We start from the raw sequence: 18,118 nt of genomic DNA on the forward strand, positions 1-18,118 counted from the left end.
GAACGGATGAATGACCGAAGTATCCGGTCGCGGGAGAAAAGTTACTGTACGCGTGGGTGTCGACGCGCGAAAGCGCTAACAAGGTGCACTTTTGCGGTGTGTTTTTCGTGATCTCGTCGACGGTCGGTAACCGATCCTCGGCTGTCCGGTCGCCCTGCCCGTCGCCCGCGCGCCGGCGCCGCCTAGGCTCCGCGACCATGCGTACTGTCGACCGCACGGCCCTGGTTGTCGCGTCCCTGTTGTCCGCCGGACTGGCCCTGTCCGCGTGCACCGCGAGCGACCGGCCGTCCACCCAGACCACCACCCCGGTGGCCCAGGCTCCCCAGACGACCCAGGCGGCCGAGGAGACCCCCGCCGAGGAGGCCCAGGCCGTGAAGCCGACCGGCCCGCCCTGCGCCACCGACGCGTTCAAGGTCCAGGGCGCGGAGGGCGCGCAGCCCACCGTCACCGTGCCGCGCGACTGCTCCCCGCTCGAGGGCCTCGTGGTGCAGGACATCACGCCCGGCACCGGCGCGGCGATCGCGGCCGGCGACACCGCGGAGATCCACTACACGCTCTACACCTTCAGCGACGCCAAGCTCCAGGAGACCTCGTACAAGAAGGGCGAGCCCTACCCGGTCGTGAACGTCGGCAACGCCCAGGTCATCCAGGGCTGGAACCAGGGCCTGGTCGGGCTCAAGGAGGGCGGCCGGCGGCTGCTCGTCGTCCCGCCCGCCCTCGCCTACGGCGACCGGGGATCGGGCGCGATCAAGCCGGGGGAGACCCTGGTGTTCGTGCTGGACGCGGTCAAGGTCGGCTGACGACGGTCGTCGGGGTCCGGCGACGCACCGGACCCCGACCACCGCGTCACGGCACGAGCAGCAGCTTCGCCGTCGTCCGCCGGCCCTCCAGGTCCTCGTGCGCCCGCCGCGCGTCCGCGAGGGGGTAACGCCCGCCGATCCGCACGGTCAGCGACCCGTCCGCGACCGCGCCGAACAGCTCGCCCGCCCGCCAGTCCAACTCCTCGCGCGTGGCCGTGTAGGCGTTGAGCGACGGTCGGGTCAGGTACAGCGAACCCTTCTGGTTGAGCACCTGCGGCTGGAACGTCGGCACCGGGCCGCTCGCCGCGCCGAACAGCGCCAGCAGCCCGCGTGGCCGCAGGCTGTCGAGGCTGCCCTCGAACGTCGCCGCGCCGACCCCGTCGTACACGACCGCCACGCCCTCGCCGTCGGTGAGCCGGCGGACCTCCTCGGCGAACGGCGTCCGGTCGTAGCGGATCACCTCGTCCGCGCCGGCCTCCCGCGCCAGCGCCTCCTTCGCCTCGGTCGAGACCGTGCCGATCACGCGCGCGCCGCGGGCCTTGGCGAGCTGGACCAGCAGCAGCCCGACCCCACCGGCCGCCGCGTGCACCAGGATCGTGTGGTCCGCGCCGACCTCGAACGTCGACCGCACCAGGTAGTGCGCGGTCAGACCCTGGAGCGGCAACGCGCCGGCGACCTCGTCGGCCACGCCCTCGGGTACGAGGATCGCGTTGCGCGCGGGCACGACCACGCGCTCGGCGTAGCTGCCCTGGGCGCTCGCCCAGGCCACCCGGTCGCCGACCCGGACCGTGCCGACGTCGTCCCCGACACCGACGACCCGGCCCGCACCCTCGAGCCCGACGCCGAACGGCGCCGGCAGCGGGTAGGCGCCCGACCGGTGGTAGGTGTCGATGTAGTTGACGCCCGCCGCCGCGACCTCGACCAGCAACTCGCCCGGGCCGGGGGCGACCGCGTCGACGTCGGTGTACTCCAGCGCCTCGGGTCCGCCGGGCGTGCGGACCACCACTGCCTTCGGCATCAGCCGTTCCTTCCCTCGTTCCGCTTCTGCTTCACGCCAACCGGTGTGCCGGAGCGGCTGTTCCGCGTTCCACCGACCGGGAACCACCCGATCGTGGGTGTCCGAGTGCGTATTTCGGGGTGCCTGAGTGGAGGACTCGCGGGTCAGCGGCCCAGGGCGGCGCGGCGGGCCAGGCCCAGGGGGAGGGCGCCGGACCCCGCGATGGTGTCGTGGAACTCGCGCGGCGAGCCGGTGAACTCCTCCCGGATGCTCAGGATCTCCAGCGCGCCCGTCAGGTACGACGGCGCCTGGGTCGGCCACGCGCAGTACCGGTCGATCTCGGCGACGGCGGTCCCCGGTGTCAACGACGACTTCGTGGTCATGAACTCGCGGGCCTGCTCCACGGTCATGTCCCCGCAGTGCAACGCCGTGTCCACGACCATCCGGGCGGCGCGGAACAACCACGCCTCCACGTGCGCCAGTTCCCGGCCGCGCGCGGCGGCGGCGTCGCCGGGTCCGGTGGCGAAGTACCCGTGTTCCCGCAGCAGCCGCTCCGAGTACAACGCCCACCCCTCGGCGAAGTAGGGCGTCCGGAACACCTTGCGCACCGGGCGGTCCTGCGCGGCCAGCCACGACAGGTGCCAGTGGTGACCGGGGTACGCCTCGTGCACCGCGATCGTCGCGAGCTGCGACCGCGCGTTGGTCCGCAGCCGCTGCGTGGTCTGCTCGGCCGTGAAGTCGTCCGGCGGGAACGGCACGAAGAAGTGCCCCACGCGCGCGGACGTCAACGGCGGCGGCGCCATGTAGGAGGCGACCCCGAGCACCGGGCGCTGGAACGCCGGCGAGGGCACCACCCGGCACTCCTCGCCCTCGGCCAGCGTCACCAGCCCGTGCTCGACGAGGAACGCCCGCGCCCGCAGGGTCTCGGCCTCGTACTCCGCCCGCATCGCCTCGGGCGTGGGCGGGTGGTCGTCCTGGAGCGCGACCATCGCCGCGTGCCAGTCGTCCTGCCCGGCCACCGCGCGGATGTCGGCCTCCAGTTCGGCGTAGGCCGCCTTGCCCCGCTCGTGCAGTTCGGCCGCGCCGTACCCGAGGACCTCCTGTTCGCGCAGCAGTGTCGAGTACAGCGCCTCGCCCATCCGCCAGTCGCCCCGCGCGGTCCCGGCGAACGCGTCGAGGAACGCGGCCAGGTCGTCGAACGCCTCGGCCGCGGGTTCCGCCGCCGCGGCCAGCCGGGCGCGCAGGTCGGGGTCGGCGACCTCGGCCACGAGCGTGCGCGTCACGAACGACCGCCCGGTGCGCGCCTGCGCCGCCGCCCGCCGCACGATCAGCGGCGAGGCGAGTTCGGGGTCCAGGTTGTCCTTGGCCGCCGCGAACACGCCCGGCACCTGGGCGAGCCGCGTGATCACGCTCGCCACCAGCTCGGGTTCGGGCCGCAGCCGGTTGAGGAACGCCGCGTGCAGCGGGTACAGCACGGCCGACAGGTACAGCGCCGGGTCGCGGCGCCACGCCGGCCAGGTCGCCCGCGCCCGCACGCCGCGCAGCATGGCCAGCACCAGGTCGCGGTCGATCGACTCGGCGTGGTCGGCCGTCTCCAGCGCGGCGAACCGGTCGAGCCACCGGCCGGCCTCCCGTTCGTGCGCGGCGAACGAGGCGGCGTCGAAGTCGCCGAGCGTGTGGTCGTGCGCGAGGGACCCGAGCAACGCGGCGGTGCCGGGGTTGCGGTCGAAGTGCCAGGCGAGGAACTCGTCGACCAGTCGGGTCGGTGTCGTGGTTTCGGTCACGCCCACGGAAGTTACCCGCAGGTTCTACGCTGGCGACGTGGTCGACGACAAGAACATCACCGCAGCGGTGCGCACCGCGTCAGAATTCGTGGCCGCGCACGGGAAACCCGCACGTGCCGTCGTGTCGCGCCTGGGCCGGGCCGGCGCCCGGGTCGTGCTGGTCGGCGCCGACGGCGCGATCGGCGACCTGGTGGTGGCCGACGTGGACACGGCCGAGGCCGTCGTCGCCGCGGTCGCCGACCTGGAAGCGCACGAGTGGGACCGCGAGACCACCGACGCCGCGAAGATCGGTCCCGCGCACCGGCGCCGGATGGCCCGCCGGTGAAGGTCGCCCTCGCCACCTGCGCGAGCCTGCCCGCGGGCGACGGCGACGACGCGGACGTGCCGGGTGCCCTGGCCGACATCGGGGTCGAGTCCGCCTGGTTGCGGTGGGGCCCGGAAACCGACACCGACACCGACACGGACACCGACGCCGACCTCGTCGTGCTGCGGTCGACGTGGGACTACCCCGAGCGGGCGGCCGAGTTCCTGTCGTGGTGCGAATCCGTGCCCGTGCTCGCGAACCCGGCGGGTGTGGTCAAGTGGAACCTCGACAAGGCGTACCTGGTCGACCTGATCGAGGCGGGCGTCCCCGTGGTGCCCACGGCGGTGGCCACGCCGGGGTTCGACGCCTGGCCCGAAGGCGAGTTCGTCGTCAAACCGACCGTCGGCGCCGGATCGCGTGGTGCGCTGCGGGTGGCGGCCGGTGACCACGAGGCCGCGGCGGCGCACCTGGCCGGACTCGGCGGGCCCGCGCTGGTGCAGCCCTACCAGGCCGACGTCGACCACGTCGGCGAGACCGCGTTGGTGTTCTTCGGCGGCCGGTACTCGCACGCGTTCACCAAGGGCGCCATGCTCGTGCCGGACACCGTGACCGACCCGACCGGCCTGTACCTGGTGGAACGGCTGGACCGGGCCGAGCCCGACGCGGCCCGGCGGCGGACCGCGGAGGACGTGCTCGACGCCGCGACCGGACTGCTCGGCGTGCGCCGCGCGGACCTGCTCTACGCGCGGGTCGACCTGATCCCCGGCGTCGACGGCCGACCGCTGCTGCTGGAACTGGAACTCGTCGAACCCTCGTTGGGCTTCGGCCTGGCCGACCCGGGTGCGCCCGCGCGGTTCGCCTCGGCGGTGCGCGCCGCTCTCGTCGACCTGCCCTGATCGACGGGCGCTGATCGACGGGCGCTGATCGACGGGCGCTGATCGGTGGCGGTCCGGTCGGACCGCCACCGCGGAACTCCTAGCGCAGACCCGCGCCGATGCCGGTCACCGAGCGGACCTCCATCTCGGCGGTCCTGGCCTCGTCGGGGGTCTCCCGGCTCAGGATCGTGCCCAGGTACCCGAACAGGAACGACAGCGGGATCGACACCAGGCCGGGGTTGCCCAGCGGGAACCAGGCGAAGTCGGCGTCCGGGAAGATCGACGTCCGTTCGCCCGACACCGACGGCGAGAACACGATCAGCACGATGCACGAGCCCAGGCCGCCGTAGATCGCCCACAGCGTCCCGTTGGTGTTGAACCGCTTCCAGAACATCGAGTACACGATCGTGGACAGGTTCGCCGACGCCGCCAGCGCGAACGCCAACGCCACCAGGAACGCCACGTTCTGCCCGTTCGCCGCGATGCCGCCCGCGATCGCCAGCACGCCGACCACCACGGCGGTCAGCCGGGCGACCTTCACCTCCTCGTGCGGGTCGGCCTTGCCGCGCTTGATCACGTTGGCGTACACGTCGTGCGCGAACGACGCCGACGCGGTCAGCGTCAACCCGGCGACCACGGCCAGGATCGTCGCGAACGCCACCGCGCACACGATGCCCAGCAGCACCGCGCCGCCGATCCGGAACGCCAGCAGCGGCGCGGCCGAGTTCTCCCCGCCCGGCGCCTCGGCGATCGTCGTCGACCCGACCAGGGCCAGCGAACCGAAGCCGATCACCAGCGTGCACAGGTAGAAGATGCCGATCATCCACGTCGCCCACACGACCGAACGCCGCGCCTCACGCGCGTTGGGCACGGTGTAGAAGCGCATCAGCACGTGCGGGAGGCACGCCGTGCCCAACACCAGCGCCAGTGCCAACGACACGAAGTCCAGTCGGTCCATCGGCTCGCCGCCGTAGCGCGCGCCGGGCTGGAGGATGTCCGGGCCCAGGCTGGAGTTCAGGCTGGCCTCGTCGAAGATCGCCGACAGGCTGAACCCGAACTTGCCCAGCAGGAACACGGTCATCAGGGTCACGCAGACGATCAGCAGGACGGCCTTGATGATCTGCACCCAGGTGGTGCCCTTCATGCCGCCCAGCAGCACGTACAGCACCATGATCACGCCGACCACGGCGATGACCAGCGCCTGCCCGCCGGCGGTGTGCACGTCGAGCAGCAGCGCCATGAGCGCGCCGGCACCGGCCATCTGGGCGATCATGTAGAACAGCGAGATCACCAGGGTCACGTTGGCCGCCGCCGCGCGGACCGGCCGCTGCCGCATCCGGAACGCGAGCACGTCCCCGAGCGTGAACCGGCCGGTGTTGCGCAGCCGCTCCGAGATGACCATCAGGCCGAGCAGCCAGGAGACGACCCAGCCCACGGAGTACAGGAACCCGTCGTACCCGTTGACCGCGATGCTGCCGGAGATGCCCAGGAACGACGCGGCGGACAGGAAGTCGCCGGAGAGCGCGACGCCGTTCTGCGGCCCGGTGAAGCTGCTGCCGGCCGCGTAGTAGTCGGACGCGGTCGCGTTGCGGGAACCGGCCTTGTAGACGATGAACAGCGTGATCAGGACGAAGACGACGAAGACGCCGACGTTGAGCGCGATGTTGGCGCCGGTCACGGGCGGGCCTCCGAGGTGAGCGCGCGGACCGCGTCGACCTGCGGGTCGAGCCGGTTGCGGGAGTAGCGGGAGTAGGCCACTGTGAGTGTGATCGTCGTCACGAACTGGAGCAGGCCGAAGGTGATGCCGACGTTCACGGAACCGAACAGTTCGGCGCCCATGAAGTCGGGGGCGTACGCGGACAGCACCACATAGCCCAGGTACCAGGCCAGGAATCCGCACGTCGCGGGCAAAACGAAGATCAAAATCCGACGGCGCAGCTCGCGGAAATCGTCGCTGTCCCGGATCGCGGCGAAGTCCGGATTGCCCTCGGCGTCGACCAGCAGCGGTGCCGCCGGTTCGTCGAAAGTAGCGAACGCGCGACCACCCGATCGGGCGTGTCGCGATTCCGTCGGAGGCAGGATCGCCTTCGTCATCAATCCTCCACGGGGATTTGCCGTGCCGTGCGGGACGGAGCGCTCGGCCCACGGCGAGTGCTCAGCGTAACCGCGAGCGGCCGGCAGTCAACGGTCGGTTGGGCGGTTCGGTCGCCTCTGCCCGGGTCCGGCACGCACGTCATCCGTGCGGGTGATCGTCTCCGTAGTCCGGTCGGTGCGCCGCGTCGTCGGCCGCTGGGCCGAACGGATGAGGACGTGACCCAGGGTCGTTGTCGTGGCGCCCGCCACCACCTACTATCTCGCAGCAGCATCGGCCGCCTGCGCTATTCGCGTCGGCGGCGATTGTGTAGTCGAACGATTACTACTCCGATACTCCCGGGACTTGTCTGGTGACTGGCGAGAACAGCGCGGCGCGTGGGCAGTGGTGGAACGCCGTCGCGGACTGGCGGAATTGGCGTCTGCCGGTGAAGCTCGCCGCCGTGCTGGCCGTGCCGGTGCTGGTGGCGGTCGGTTCGGGCCTGGTCCAGATCCGCGGTTACATCCGCAGCGCGGACTCGTTCGCCTCGGTCCAGCGGGTCGTCACGCTGCGCGCCGGCCTCGACCCGCTGATCGCCAACGTCCAGTCCGAACGAGCCCTGGCCGGTGCCCGCGCCGAGGGCGAGGGCGTGGACGTCCGCAAGTTCAAGGAACTGGTCAGCCTCAGCGACAACTCCGTCGCCGCGGTCAAGAACCTGATGGAACGCACCACCACGCTCGGCACGGTCGCCAACGCCCGGTTCCGCGACGTGCTCGTGCAGCTCGACGGCCTGCCGCAGCTGCGCGACCGCGTGCTCACCGGCGGCGTCGACCTCGCGGGCGGCATCGCCGGCTACTCCGTCGTGCTGCGCGCCCTGCTCGACTTCGACCAGGCCATGACCGGCGACTTCGGCGACCCGGCGCTGTCCGGCACGGCCAACGCGCTGCACAACCTCGCCATGGCCGGCGAACAGGTGTCCTGGCAGCACGCCACCGTGATCGCGGGCATCAGCCGCGGCACGCTGCTGCCCGGCGAGCGCACCGCCATCGAGCAGTCCTTCACCCGTCAACAGGACAAGCTCGCCGACTTCTCCGCGGTCGCCACGCCCGAACAGCAGAGCCAGTACAAGGACGCGCTGTCCGGCCGCGACGCCGACACGCGCACCACGCTGCTCCAGACCGTGCGCGACAACCCCGACGCCGTCGGCACGATCGCCTCGGCCGACTGGTCGCTGGGCTCCGAGGCCACGCTCAAGCAGATCGGCACCGTGCTGCGGTCGCTGGAGAACGAGCTGACCACCACGGCCTCCCGGCTCCAGGACGAGACCAGCGACCGCGCGGGCGTGGCGGCGGTGATCCTGCTGGCGTCGCTGTTCGTCGCCGGCGCGGTCGGCATCGTCGTCGGCAACTACCTGCTGCGGTCCCTGCGCGCGCTGCGCACCTCGGCGCTCGACGTGGCCCGCAACCGCCTGCCCGAACTCGTCGACCAGTTGCGCAAGGGCGACGCCGCACCGGACGTGGAGATCGACCCGGTGCCCGTGCACACCCGCGAGGAACTCGGCCAGCTGGCCCGCGCGTTCGACGCCGTGCACCGCCAGGCCCTGGACTCCGCGGCCGAGCAGGCCGAACTGCGCACGGCCATGCGCAACGCGTTCACCAACCTGTCCCGCCGCAGCCAGGGCCTCGTGGAGCGCCAGCTCAAGCTCATGGAGGAGCTGGAGCGCCAGGAGGAGAACCCCGAGCAGCTCGCGAACCTGTTCAAGCTCGACAACCTCGCGACCCGCATGCGGCGCAACAACGAGAACCTCATGGTGCTGTCCGGCACCGACGCGGCACGCCGGTTCACCCGGCCCGTGCCGCTGGGCGACGTGCTGCGCGCCGCGGGCTCGGAGATCGAGCAGTACCAGCGGGTCGTGGTGCAGGCCGCGCCGCAGGTCGACGTCGTCGGCTACGCGGCGGGCGACCTCGTCCGGCTGATCGCCGAGCTGCTGGACAACGCGACGACGTTCTCGCCGCCGCGCAGCCAGGTCGTCGTCGGCGGCCGGACCCGGCCCGGCGGCGGCGTGCTGATCGACGTCGTCGACTCCGGCGTCGGCATGTCCGAGGACGAGCTGGTCGAGGCGAACCGCAAGATCGCGTTCGCCGCGTTCGACGACTCGGCCGAACTGCCGGTGTCCCGCCAGCTCGGCCTGTACGTCGTCGGTCGCCTCGCCGGTCGCCACGGCATCGAGGTCGTGCTCAAAGAGCAGGGCGACGGCCTGCGCGCCGTCGTGGCCGTGTCCGGCGACCTGGTCCGCACCGGCACGTCGACGCCGCGTTCGGCACCGGCCCGCCCGGCCGCCGCGAGCGCGTTCGCCGTGCCCGCCCGCACGGCCGGCCCGTCCTCGGGTCTGCCGCTGCCGACCCGCGTGGCCCAGCCGGTCAACGGTGCCCGCACCGCGACGACCGGACCCCAGCCCGTAGTGCCGAGCGTGCAGCTGCTCGGCATGCCCGTCGGCGGCCAAACCGGGCTCACGCCCGCGACGCCGCCGGGTTCCACCGGTCCGCAGCCGGGTCTGCCCTTGCCGACCCGGCCCGCCGGACCGCACCACGCAGCACCGGACGTCGTCGGAGCCGACGGCGTCGCACCGACCAACGGGGTGGCCACTCCGCCGCGCGCCACCCCCACGAGCGCCCCGGGGTCCGCCCCGGACGGCGTGCCGCCGACCGCACCCGCGCCCGGCGCCCCGACCACACCGCCCGTCGGCGGGGAGGAGGGGTGGGAGCCGTTCAGCGGCACCACCGTCGACCCCGCCGCTCCCGAGACCACACCGCGCCACCTGTCGACCTGGTTCGGCGGCGGCACGGTTCCCCCCGAGGTGCCGCGCCACCGCGTGCCCGAGGCGTCCGCGACCGAGGAGACCGGCGGACTGCCCAAGCGCCGACCGCGCAGCAACCTGATGGCCGATCGGCCGGATGGCCCAGATACCGGTGCACCCGTCCGGAGGGACCCGCATGCGACACGCGGGTTTCTGGCGAGTTACCAGACCGGTATCCGGCAAGGTGTACAGGAGTCCGGTGAGAGTCGACCGGGTCAGGGGCGGGAGAGCACATGAGCGCGCAGAGATCACGACAGGTCGACCAGTTCGGGTGGCTGGTGAGCAATTTCGCCGACCGCGTGCCCGGTGTTGCCCACGCCGTCGTCATCTCGGTGGACGGGCTGCTGCTCACCGCGTCGAACGGGCTACCCGACGACCGGGCCGAACAGCTCTCGGCGATCGCGGCCGGCGTGGCCAGCCTGACCGAGTCCGCGTCCCGCTGTTTCGACGGCGGTGGCGTCCTGCGTTCCGTGGTCGAGATGCAGTACGGCATCATGCTGCTCATGTCGATCCGGGACGGCTCGTGCCTGGCGGTCCTCGCCGCACCGGACTCCGACGTCGGTCAGGTCGCCTACGAGATGACGGTCGTCGTCGACCAGGTCGGTCAGCTGCTCACCCCCGAACTGCGTGCCCAGCTGTCGGGCGCGAAAAGGATGATGGCCCGCCCATCGGCGTGAGGTGGTCATGAGCCCGGACCCGGAGTCTTCTACCGAACAGACGTTCGCGGACCTGCTCAACGGCTTCAGCCTGGACTCGCCCCGGCGGCACCCGCCGGCCGGGTCCAGGCCCGACGCGGTCGAGACCCGACCGCAGCAGCCGGTCTACCCGGACGAGGACGACGACGGCGACTACCAGCCGGAGGACGCGCCCGCGATCGTGCGCGCGTACTCGTGGACGGGTGGCCGCACGACGACCTCGTACCACCTGGAGATCGAGACGCTGGTGTCGGTCGTGGAGTGGGATCTCCCGCCCGGCACGCTGATGAAGGCCGAGCACCAGGAGGTCGTGAACCTGGTCGCCCGGCCCCGGTCGGTGGCCGAGGTGGCGGCGTTGCTGCGCGTGCCGCTGGGGGTGGCCAAGGTGCTGCTCGGTGACATGGCCGAACGCGGTCTGATCGACATCCACCTCACCGCCACGTCCGACGGGGAGACCCCGGACCTGGGGTTGATGGAACGCGTGCTCGCGGGCCTGCGCCGGCTGTAGGCGCCGGCACGGCGGCCGTCGGGCGTGATCGGCGTGCCGCGCGGTCGGCATCCACCACGCCGCTCTTCACGACCGGACGCGGACCTCGTGGACGTGATCGTCACGTCGGGTTCCGGCGTGCCCTTTGCGCGAAGATCACGATCCGACCTACTATGGCTTCAGTGTTGACCGAAGCTCAAGGGAGGTCGCAGTGGGCGTCGGACGGGAAACCCGCCTCTCCGCCTGGATCGAGCGCTTCGCCGCGCACTTCGCCGAGGAGGGCATCCCACTGATCGGCGGGCGTATCCTCGGCTACCTGCTGGTGTGCCGGCCGAGCGAACGCACCGCCGCGGAACTCTCCCAGGAGCTGGAGGCCAGCAGCGGGTCGATCAGCACCAACCTCAAGTTCCTGGTGGCCGAGGGCCTGGTGACCAAGCGGACGCGGCGCGGCCGGCAGGCGGCCCAGTACCGGATCGACGAGAAGCGCTGGGCGGACCTGGTGCAGCGCAAGCTCGACGCGTTGGTGAGCGTGCGCGAGCTGACCGAATCGGGCATGCGGCTGATGAGCGGCGACCCGGAACGTGCCCTGCGGTTGCGCGCGGTCGACGACCTCTACACGTGGCTGGCGACCGAGCTGCCCGCGCTCTGGGAGCGGAGGCCGTCCTCGACCCCCAAGTGAGCGCGGACGCGCGTGGCCACCCACAGGTTCGCGGTGGCCACGACCACCGCGCCCGCGCCGAGCACGTGGAGCGAGACGAGCACCTCGGGCACGCCCGTCCAGTACTGGACCATGCCCAACACGCCCTGCGCGAGGACGACCGCGACCAGGACGACGTAAGGCCGTTTCGGCACCGGGTGCCCGCGCAGCGCGAAGCCCAGCGCGACCAGCATGCCCAGGAACAGGAACAGCAGGTCGGCGTGCAGCTGGGACAGCGTGTCCACCGGCAGGGCGAGTCGGGGTGTCGCCGCGTCGCCCGCGTGCGGTCCGGCTGCCGTGACGAACGTCCCCGCGAGCAGCAACAACGCCAGCACACCGGCCTGCACGGCCTGGAGCGCCACGAGTCCGCGCGGCACCAATGGCACGGCCGGCGCGTCGCCTTCGCGCAGCGACGCGTACAGCAGCACGGCCAGCCAGACCAGGCCCATCGAGATCAGGAAGTGCACGGACACCGTCCACCACAGCAGACCGGTGAGCACGGTGATCCCGCCGACCACGGCCTGCAGCGCCACGCCGCCGAGCTGGATCAGGGCGAGCACGAGGACGCGGCGGCGTCGGGGCGTGCCGAACCACGCGGCGAGCACGCACAGTGCCGCGATGATCCCGACCAGTCCGGTGAGCGTCCGGTTGCCGAACTCGACCCACTGGTGCAGCGGGGCGACCTCGGGGTGTTCGACGGGCGTCAGGCTGCCCGCGACGCACTGCGGCCAGGTGGGGCAGCCCAGCCCGGACCCGGTGACGCGGACGATCGACCCGGTGACCGCGATGCCGCCCTGGGCTATGACCAGGGCGATGGCGACCGCCCGTCGTGAGGCGAGCAGAGGGCGGACGAACCAGACTGGAGCGGACACGACCCGATGGTAGGTACCGACGACTGAGAGCGTGTCCCGGGGGTACCGAGCGGACCGGCACACAACCACCCGGTGGCGGTCGGCGAGGCCGGCCCCCTGAGTGCCGTCCTTGGCGGAGTGGCGGCGGCGAAACGGGCCGACAGTTGCCGCCTCCGTCCCGGGCCCCGCACGCGGGCGTCGGAGCCCGGGGCTCATGCGACCCGGTCGAGGGTGCCCGAGTACACATTTCGTGGTGCCTGAACGCACATTTCGTGGTGCCTGAACGTATAACTCGCGGTGATTGGGGGGAGGTCAGCTGAGCTTGGTGGTCCGGAGGGAGAGAGCGCCGGCGGCGGCACCCCAGCCCGACAGCACGAGGACGTCGCGCGGAGCAGGAGCGGTTCCGTCGACCAGGGCGGTGTGCAGGCCCTCGGCCAGGGCCGCGGACGGCAGCAGGTGGACGATCGTCGCGGCCCAGCCGGGCATCGACTCGACGCCCAGGGCGACGCCGCCGACGAGCAGCAGCAGGAACCACACGATGTTGGCCAGCGCCAACACGATCTCCGCGCGCAGCGCCCCGCCGAGCAGCACGCCCAGCGCGCCGAACGTCAGCGTGCCGAGCACGATCACGAGCAGGCCCCACGCCACCCCGGCGAGGGACGGCTGCCAGCCCAGCAGCAGTGCCGTCACGGTCAGCACGACCACCTGCACGGCGACCACGACGAACGCGGCGGCCATCCGGCCCGAGATCAGCAGCCAGCGGGGCAGGGCCGTGGCGGCGAGGCGTTTGAGCACGCCGTAGCGCCGGTCGAACCCGAGGCCGATGGCCTGGCCGGTGAACGCCGACGAGATCACGGCCAGGGCGAAGACCCGGGCCGCGGCCGAGCCGACGCGGGGTTCGGGCATCGGGATCACCGACATGAGCGCCAGGGCGACCAGCAGGCCGATCGGGATGATCACGGTCAGCAGGGCCTGTTCACCGTTGCGCAACGTCAGCACGGCCTCGGTGCGGGCCTGGACCAGCAGCATGCGGCCCAACCGGCCGCGGCCGGGTGCGGGGGTGAACGTGCCGGGCGCGAAGTTCACGAGCGCAGCTCCCGTCCGGTCAGGTCGAGGAACACGTCTTCGAGGCTGCGCTTGGCCACGGTCAGCTCTTCGGCCAGCACGCCCTGTTGCGCGCACCACGAGGTCACCGTCGACACGACCTGGGGGTCGATGTGGCCTTCGATCAGGTAGGCGCCGCGCAGGGTCTCGCGGACGTCCAGTCCCTCGGGCAGCGCGTCGCGCAGCAGGGACAGCTCCAGACCGGGCTTGGCCTTGAAGCGCAGTTGTTGTTCGTCGCCCGTGCCGCGGGTGAGGGACGCGGGTGTGCCGGCCGCGACCACCTTGCCCGAGTCCACGATCACGACGTGGTCGGCCAACGCCTCGGCCTCGTCCATCAGGTGCGTGGTCAGCAGCACGGACACGCCGTCTTCGCGCAACGCCCCGACCAGGTCCCACACCAGGCGTCGTGCCTGCGGGTCCATGCCGGCGGTCGGCTCGTCCAGGAACACCAGCTCGGGTCGGCCGACCAGCGCGCACGCCAGCGACAGCCGTTGTTTCTGCCCGCCGGAGAGCCGTTTGTAGGTGGTGCGCCGCGCGGAGTCGAGGCCGAGCACGTCGAGCAGCCAGGCCGGGTCGAGCGGGTTCGCGGCGCACGCGGCGACCAGGCGCAGCAGCTCGTCCGGCCGTACGCCGGGGTAGCCGCCGCCGCCCTGCGGCATCACGCCGATGCGTGCGCGCAACGCGTCGCCGTCGCGGCGCGGGTCCAGGCCGAGAACGCGCACGGAACCGCCGTCGGCGGCGCGGAAGCCCTCGCACACCTCGACGGTCGTGGTCTTGCCCGCGCCGTTGGGTCCGAGGAGCGCGAGCACCGTGCCGCGGTCGAGCGTGAGGTCGAGGCCGTCCACCGCGACGTTCGAGCCGTAGCGCTTGACCAGTCCCGACACCTCCACGGCAGGTTGCTGGGGATGCGGGCTCACGAGCGGGAAGCGTAAGGCGTACGCCGGGCACCCGACGGGGTGGGGTCAGCCCCACCCCCGTTCTCGGGGTGTCTTCAGGGTCGCCTCGGGGGCGTTCCGGATGGGTGGGGGTGTCGGTTTTAGACAGGATTCACGGCATGTCGGGGAATGCGGTGAAAAGACGGGCGGCTCGGGTGCCGCTGGCGATCGCGGCGTTCGTCCTTTCGTTGTTCCCTGTCGTTTACCTGCACGTCGTGTCCGTCGGTCGGATCAGTCCGGTCAGCGACGTGGTGAGCGATTACATCTTCGTCGACAACGGCACGGGCCTGTTGGCGTTCACGGCGCTCACGTTGGCCGCGGGCTCGGTGGCGTTGCTGGCCCACCTGGTCGCGAACGGCCTGCCCAAGCGGGGACCGGCGACGGTGCTGCTGGGACTGTGGTCGGCGGGCCTGGCGGTGGCGGCGGTGTTCCCGACCGATCCGACCGGCGTGCCCACGTCGTTCTCCGGTGCGGTGCACCGGTATGCGGGCGCGGTCATGTTCACCAGCCTTCCGCTGGCCGGCTGGTTGATTTCCCGCCGGTTCGTGCGCGATACGGCCGTGCGCCGTATTTCCCTGGCCGCCGGGGTGACCGCCCTGCTGTTCATGCTCAGCCACACCTCGGTGCTGTTCCCCGGACACGGCGCCGTGCTGCTCGGGCTTTTCGAGCGCATCCTGTTCGCCCTGCTCTACGGACTGCTGTTCGCGCTGGCCGTGGCGATGCGCCGGGAGGTGGCGTCGTGACGTGGCTCGCGGTCGCGTTGGCCGCCGGCGGCGCGGTGTTCTTCGCCTTGGCGGCCCGGCTCCAGCACGCCGCCGTGCACGCGAGCGAAGGCTCGCTGAAGGTACTTGACCTGCTGCGACGTCCGCGTTGGCTGCTCGGGCTCGTGCTGCTGGTGGTCGGTTCGGTGGTGCACGCGGTGGCGTTGGGCATGGCGCCGTTGAGCGTCGTGCAGCCGGTCGGCGTGCTGGCCATCGGCGTGACGGCCGTGCTCGACGGGCGGCGCCGCGACCTGCCGGTGGTGGTGTTGACCACGTTCGGCGTGGGGGCGTTCGTCTTCCTCGCGGCGGGCAGCGCGACGGCCACGACCGTGGCGCCCGAGGCCGAACTGCACGCCGGGCTCGTCGCGCTCGGCCTGGTCGCGGTGCCCGGCCTGCTCGGGGTGCTGTCGACGCGGCCGACGCCCCGTGCGCTCGGGTTCGGCGCGGCCGGCGGCGTGGCCTACGGCTACGTGTCGGTGTTGATGCGGTCGGTGTCCCAGGACGTGCAGCAGGGCACGGCCGGGTTGACGACCGCGATCTCGGCGACGGGCATCGTCGTCGCCCTGCTCGTCGGCGGCTGGTTCATCCAGCACGCCTACGCGGCCGGTCCACCGCACCTGGCGGTGGCCTGCCTCACCGTGGTCGACCCGCTCGTCGCGGTCGGCCTCGGCGCGGCCCTCCTGGGGGAGGCCGCCCGCACCGGCGGGTTCACCGCCCTGGCCGAGACCGTCTGCGCCGCCGTCGCGGTCGGCGGCGTGGTCGTGCTCGCCCGCAACTCTTCCAGTTCCCATGAAACGGAGAACCCTGTGACCACCGACGCCCTGCGGATCGTGATCGCCGCCGAGACCTTCCCGCCGGACGTCAACGGCGCGGCGCGCTTCGCGCACCGGTTGGCGACGGGACTGGCCGGCCGTGACCACGACGTGCACGTGATCTGCTTGTCGGAGGACGGCCGTGCCCGCACCGAGCAGGTCGACGGCCTGACCGTGCACCGGCTGCGGTCGCACCGGACGCCGTTCCACCGCACCTTCCGGATCGGGGTGCCGTGGGAGGTCAGCGGCGAGGTGCGGTCGTTGCTCAAGCGGCTGCGGCCGAACCTGGTGCACGTCCAGGCGCACTTCGTGGTGGGTCGGTACGTGCTCAAGCACGCGCGGGAGCTGGGGATTCCGAGCGTGGCCACGAACCACTTCATGCCCGAGAACCTGTTCGGCCACGCCAAGGTGCCGGCGTGGTTCCAGGGGGCGGCGTCGCGGTGGGCGTGGCGGGACCTCGGGCGGGTCTTCGGCCGGGCGAACGTCGTGACGGCCCCCACCCCGCGTGCCGTGGAGTTGTTGCACGACAACGGTTTCCCGCGGCGGGCCGTGCCGGTGTCGTGCGGGATCGACATCGACCGCTACCGCTCACGCCCGTCGGTGCGGACGAACGAGGAACCCACGGTGCTGTTCGTGGGGCGCTTGGACGAGGAGAAGCGCGTCGACGAACTAGTGCGCGCGGTGGCGTTGGTGCCCACTTTGAAGGCGGACATCGTCGGCGACGGCTCGTGCCGGGCCGAGTGGGAGATGTTGGCCCGGGATCTGGGAATCGCCGACCGCGTGCGCTTCCGGGGCTTCGTGAGCGAAGAGGAACTGTTGGACGCCTACGCGGGTTGCGACGTGTTCTGCATGCCCGGCATCGCGGAGTTGCAGAGCCTGGCGACGATGGAGGCGATGGCGGCCGGCAAGCCGGTCGTCGTGGCGGACGCCATGGCGTTGCCGCACCTGTGCAACCAGGGCCGCAACGGCTGGCTCTTCACGCCGGGCGACGTGAGCGGCTTGGCGGACCGCCTGCACGCCGTGACGGTCGATCGCGCGGTCACTGCGCGCATGGGCGCGGCGAGCCTGGACTTGATCGCCACGCACGCCATCGACTCGACCTTGGAGAAGTTCGAGGCCCTGTACGCGAGGGCGATGGGCCTTCCGACCCCGACCAGGGAGATCGCCCTCGCCGCCTGATGGGGGAGACTCGGGGCACCGGCTTTGGCCGGTGCCCCGCGTGGCATGTCACGGCCGCAGGAGGTCGCGGCGCACGGCGTCGAGCAGACGGGCCAGAGCCGGTCGTCCCACCACCAGTGCCACGGCCCGGTTCTTGGTGTCGCGAAAGGCACCGACGTCGGCGACCTCGACGCAGTTGTTCGAGGCGCCACCCGACCGCGACGACTTCTTCCACCGGGTGGTCATCGCTTCCTTCCCGTCGCGAGAAACGCGGCCCACGCTCGGCGTCCGACGACCACGGGTCCGGCTTCTCGGTGCTTGGTGTCCCAGACGCCGACCAGGTCGGCCGCATGGGCGATCTCGACGCAGTTGTTCGCACCTTGACTGCGACGAGGCTTCCGTCGCTCACCCCATCGGATTCCGACCCCACCGCTCATCGATCGCCTCCGTCGTGAAGTCGCGACCACCCGACGCGATCCGCCTTCAGCGCGGCGACGACACGTTCGACGGCAGCGGCGGTGAACAGCAGTTCGTGCCCGGCCGGATTCTTCGAGTCCCGGACGGCCCGAACGGATACCCGCTCGACGACTCCGCAAGCGAGTTCAACGCAGCCGCCGCTGTTCCCCGACGAGTGGCTGGACTTCCGCCATCTCTCGACCATGCGCTCTCCCGAATCGCATCGAGGGTCGGTGGGCCTTCCGATCGGGACCGGACTCTTTCACCGCCCAAGCGGGTGCTGCCTACTTCACGGTGTTCAGGAACGCAGCCCACGCCCGACACCCGACGACCACTGGTCCGGCTGCCCGATGCTTGGTGTCCCAGACGCCGACCAGGCCGGGCGCATGAGCGATCTCGACGCAGTTGTTCGCGCCGAAGCTTCGACGCGGCTTCCGACCCTCACCCCATCTGACGCTGTCCTCGCTGGCCACT

20 protein-coding genes are annotated in these 18,118 nt (G+C 71.9%); 9 read left to right on the top strand and 11 right to left on the bottom strand.

What is annotated here, in order from left to right:
• Window positions 1-197: 197 nt before the first annotated feature.
• Window positions 198-800: an FKBP-type peptidyl-prolyl cis-trans isomerase gene (locus F4559_RS10020; protein ID WP_184667831.1), complete on the top strand. Its 603-nt coding sequence runs from the start codon at window positions 198-200 to the stop codon at window positions 798-800.
• A gap of 46 nt (window positions 801-846) precedes the next feature.
• Here the strand turns inward: F4559_RS10020 and F4559_RS10025 are convergent, their stop codons facing one another.
• Both F4559_RS10025 and F4559_RS10030 read right to left on the bottom strand, forming a co-directional pair.
• A complete protein-coding gene (locus tag F4559_RS10025) occupies window positions 847-1,818 on the bottom strand; it encodes a quinone oxidoreductase family protein (protein WP_184667834.1) in 972 nt (323 codons plus the stop codon).
• Window positions 1,819-1,961: 143 nt separating this feature from the next.
• Entirely contained in the window at window positions 1,962-3,581 is a 1,620-nt protein-coding gene (locus tag F4559_RS10030) for a DUF885 domain-containing protein (RefSeq protein WP_312865554.1), read from the bottom strand.
• Window positions 3,582-3,618: 37 nt separating this feature from the next.
• On the opposite strand from F4559_RS10030, the gene F4559_RS10035 reads away from it, so the two are divergent.
• Together F4559_RS10035 and F4559_RS10040 are read left to right on the top strand one after the other, a co-directional pair.
• Window positions 3,619-3,906, top strand: coding sequence for a hypothetical protein (locus F4559_RS10035; protein WP_184667837.1), 288 nt, complete (start codon window positions 3,619-3,621; stop codon window positions 3,904-3,906).
• Window positions 3,903-4,781, top strand: a complete 879-nt coding sequence (locus F4559_RS10040; protein WP_184667838.1) for a DcsG N-terminal domain-containing protein — start codon at window positions 3,903-3,905, stop codon at window positions 4,779-4,781. Before F4559_RS10035 ends, F4559_RS10040 begins: the two co-directional genes overlap by 4 nt.
• 79 nt (window positions 4,782-4,860) lie before the next feature.
• Here the strand turns inward: F4559_RS10040 and F4559_RS10045 are convergent, their stop codons facing one another.
• Window positions 4,861-6,438, bottom strand: coding sequence for a monocarboxylic acid transporter (locus F4559_RS10045; RefSeq protein ID WP_184667839.1), 1,578 nt, complete (start codon window positions 6,436-6,438; stop codon window positions 4,861-4,863).
• Complete coding sequence (locus F4559_RS10050) at window positions 6,435-6,854, bottom strand: DUF485 domain-containing protein (protein WP_184667840.1); 420 nt, start codon at window positions 6,852-6,854, stop codon at window positions 6,435-6,437. Before F4559_RS10050 ends, F4559_RS10045 begins: the two co-directional genes overlap by 4 nt.
• A gap of 350 nt (window positions 6,855-7,204) precedes the next feature.
• On the opposite strand from F4559_RS10050, the gene F4559_RS10055 reads away from it, so the two are divergent.
• From F4559_RS10055 to F4559_RS10070, 4 genes are all read left to right on the top strand, one after another.
• The gene (locus F4559_RS10055; RefSeq protein ID WP_184667841.1) at window positions 7,205-9,925 is read left to right on the top strand and encodes a sensor histidine kinase; all 2,721 of its coding nucleotides are present in this window, start codon (window positions 7,205-7,207) and stop codon (window positions 9,923-9,925) included.
• A complete protein-coding gene (locus tag F4559_RS10060; RefSeq protein ID WP_184667842.1) occupies window positions 9,922-10,365 on the top strand; it encodes a roadblock/LC7 domain-containing protein in 444 nt (147 codons plus the stop codon). The genes F4559_RS10055 and F4559_RS10060 overlap by 4 nt, the downstream gene beginning before the upstream one ends.
• A 7-nt stretch (window positions 10,366-10,372) precedes the next feature.
• Window positions 10,373-10,891, top strand: coding sequence for a DUF742 domain-containing protein (locus tag F4559_RS10065; RefSeq protein WP_184667843.1), 519 nt, complete (start codon window positions 10,373-10,375; stop codon window positions 10,889-10,891).
• A gap of 190 nt (window positions 10,892-11,081) precedes the next feature.
• The gene (locus tag F4559_RS10070; RefSeq protein WP_184667844.1) at window positions 11,082-11,549 is read left to right on the top strand and encodes a GbsR/MarR family transcriptional regulator; all 468 of its coding nucleotides are present in this window, start codon (window positions 11,082-11,084) and stop codon (window positions 11,547-11,549) included.
• Here the strand turns inward: F4559_RS10070 and F4559_RS10075 are convergent.
• The 3 genes from F4559_RS10075 to F4559_RS10085 all read right to left on the bottom strand — a co-directional run bounded on the left by F4559_RS10075 (window position 11,483) and on the right by F4559_RS10085 (window position 14,439).
• Window positions 11,483-12,439 carry a COX15/CtaA family protein gene (locus F4559_RS10075; protein WP_312865555.1) on the bottom strand — a complete coding sequence of 319 codons (957 nt, stop codon included), beginning with the start codon at window positions 12,437-12,439 and terminating at the stop codon, window positions 11,483-11,485. The two genes, F4559_RS10070 and F4559_RS10075, sit on opposite strands and share 67 nt — an antisense overlap.
• Before the next feature lie 291 nt (window positions 12,440-12,730).
• Window positions 12,731-13,447 (bottom strand): ABC transporter permease, encoded by a 717-nt coding sequence (locus F4559_RS10080; protein WP_184675623.1) that lies wholly within the window; start codon window positions 13,445-13,447, stop codon window positions 12,731-12,733.
• A 53-nt stretch (window positions 13,448-13,500) separates the two neighbouring features.
• The gene (locus F4559_RS10085; RefSeq protein WP_184667846.1) at window positions 13,501-14,439 is read right to left on the bottom strand and encodes an ABC transporter ATP-binding protein; all 939 of its coding nucleotides are present in this window, start codon (window positions 14,437-14,439) and stop codon (window positions 13,501-13,503) included.
• 152 nt (window positions 14,440-14,591) lie between these two features.
• Here F4559_RS10085 and F4559_RS10090 point away from each other — a divergent pair, with 152 nt between their 5' ends.
• Both F4559_RS10090 and F4559_RS10095 read left to right on the top strand, forming a co-directional pair.
• The gene (locus F4559_RS10090) at window positions 14,592-15,200 is read left to right on the top strand and encodes a DUF998 domain-containing protein (protein ID WP_312865556.1); all 609 of its coding nucleotides are present in this window, start codon (window positions 14,592-14,594) and stop codon (window positions 15,198-15,200) included.
• Window positions 15,197-17,209 (top strand): glycosyltransferase, encoded by a 2,013-nt coding sequence (locus F4559_RS10095; protein WP_184667849.1) that lies wholly within the window; start codon window positions 15,197-15,199, stop codon window positions 17,207-17,209. The genes F4559_RS10090 and F4559_RS10095 overlap by 4 nt, the downstream gene beginning before the upstream one ends.
• A gap of 48 nt (window positions 17,210-17,257) precedes the next feature.
• Here F4559_RS10095 and F4559_RS10100 read toward each other — a convergent pair whose 3' ends face one another.
• The 4 genes from F4559_RS10100 to F4559_RS10115 all read right to left on the bottom strand — a co-directional run bounded on the left by F4559_RS10100 (window position 17,258) and on the right by F4559_RS10115 (window position 18,117).
• Entirely contained in the window at window positions 17,258-17,434 is a 177-nt protein-coding gene (locus F4559_RS10100) for a DUF397 domain-containing protein (protein WP_184667851.1), read from the bottom strand.
• Window positions 17,431-17,625, bottom strand: coding sequence for a DUF397 domain-containing protein (locus F4559_RS10105; protein WP_184667853.1), 195 nt, complete (start codon window positions 17,623-17,625; stop codon window positions 17,431-17,433). Before F4559_RS10105 ends, F4559_RS10100 begins: the two co-directional genes overlap by 4 nt.
• Window positions 17,622-17,849, bottom strand: a complete 228-nt coding sequence (locus F4559_RS10110) for a DUF397 domain-containing protein (RefSeq protein ID WP_184667855.1) — start codon at window positions 17,847-17,849, stop codon at window positions 17,622-17,624. The genes F4559_RS10105 and F4559_RS10110 overlap by 4 nt, the downstream gene beginning before the upstream one ends.
• Window positions 17,850-17,928: 79 nt before the next feature.
• Window positions 17,929-18,117 carry a DUF397 domain-containing protein gene (locus F4559_RS10115; RefSeq protein WP_184667857.1) on the bottom strand — a complete coding sequence of 63 codons (189 nt, stop codon included), beginning with the start codon at window positions 18,115-18,117 and terminating at the stop codon, window positions 17,929-17,931.
• Window position 18,118 lies beyond the last annotated feature (1 nt).

This window comes from Saccharothrix violaceirubra (assembly GCF_014203755.1).
GTDB classification, from domain to species: domain Bacteria; phylum Actinomycetota; class Actinomycetes; order Mycobacteriales; family Pseudonocardiaceae; genus Actinosynnema; species Actinosynnema violaceirubrum.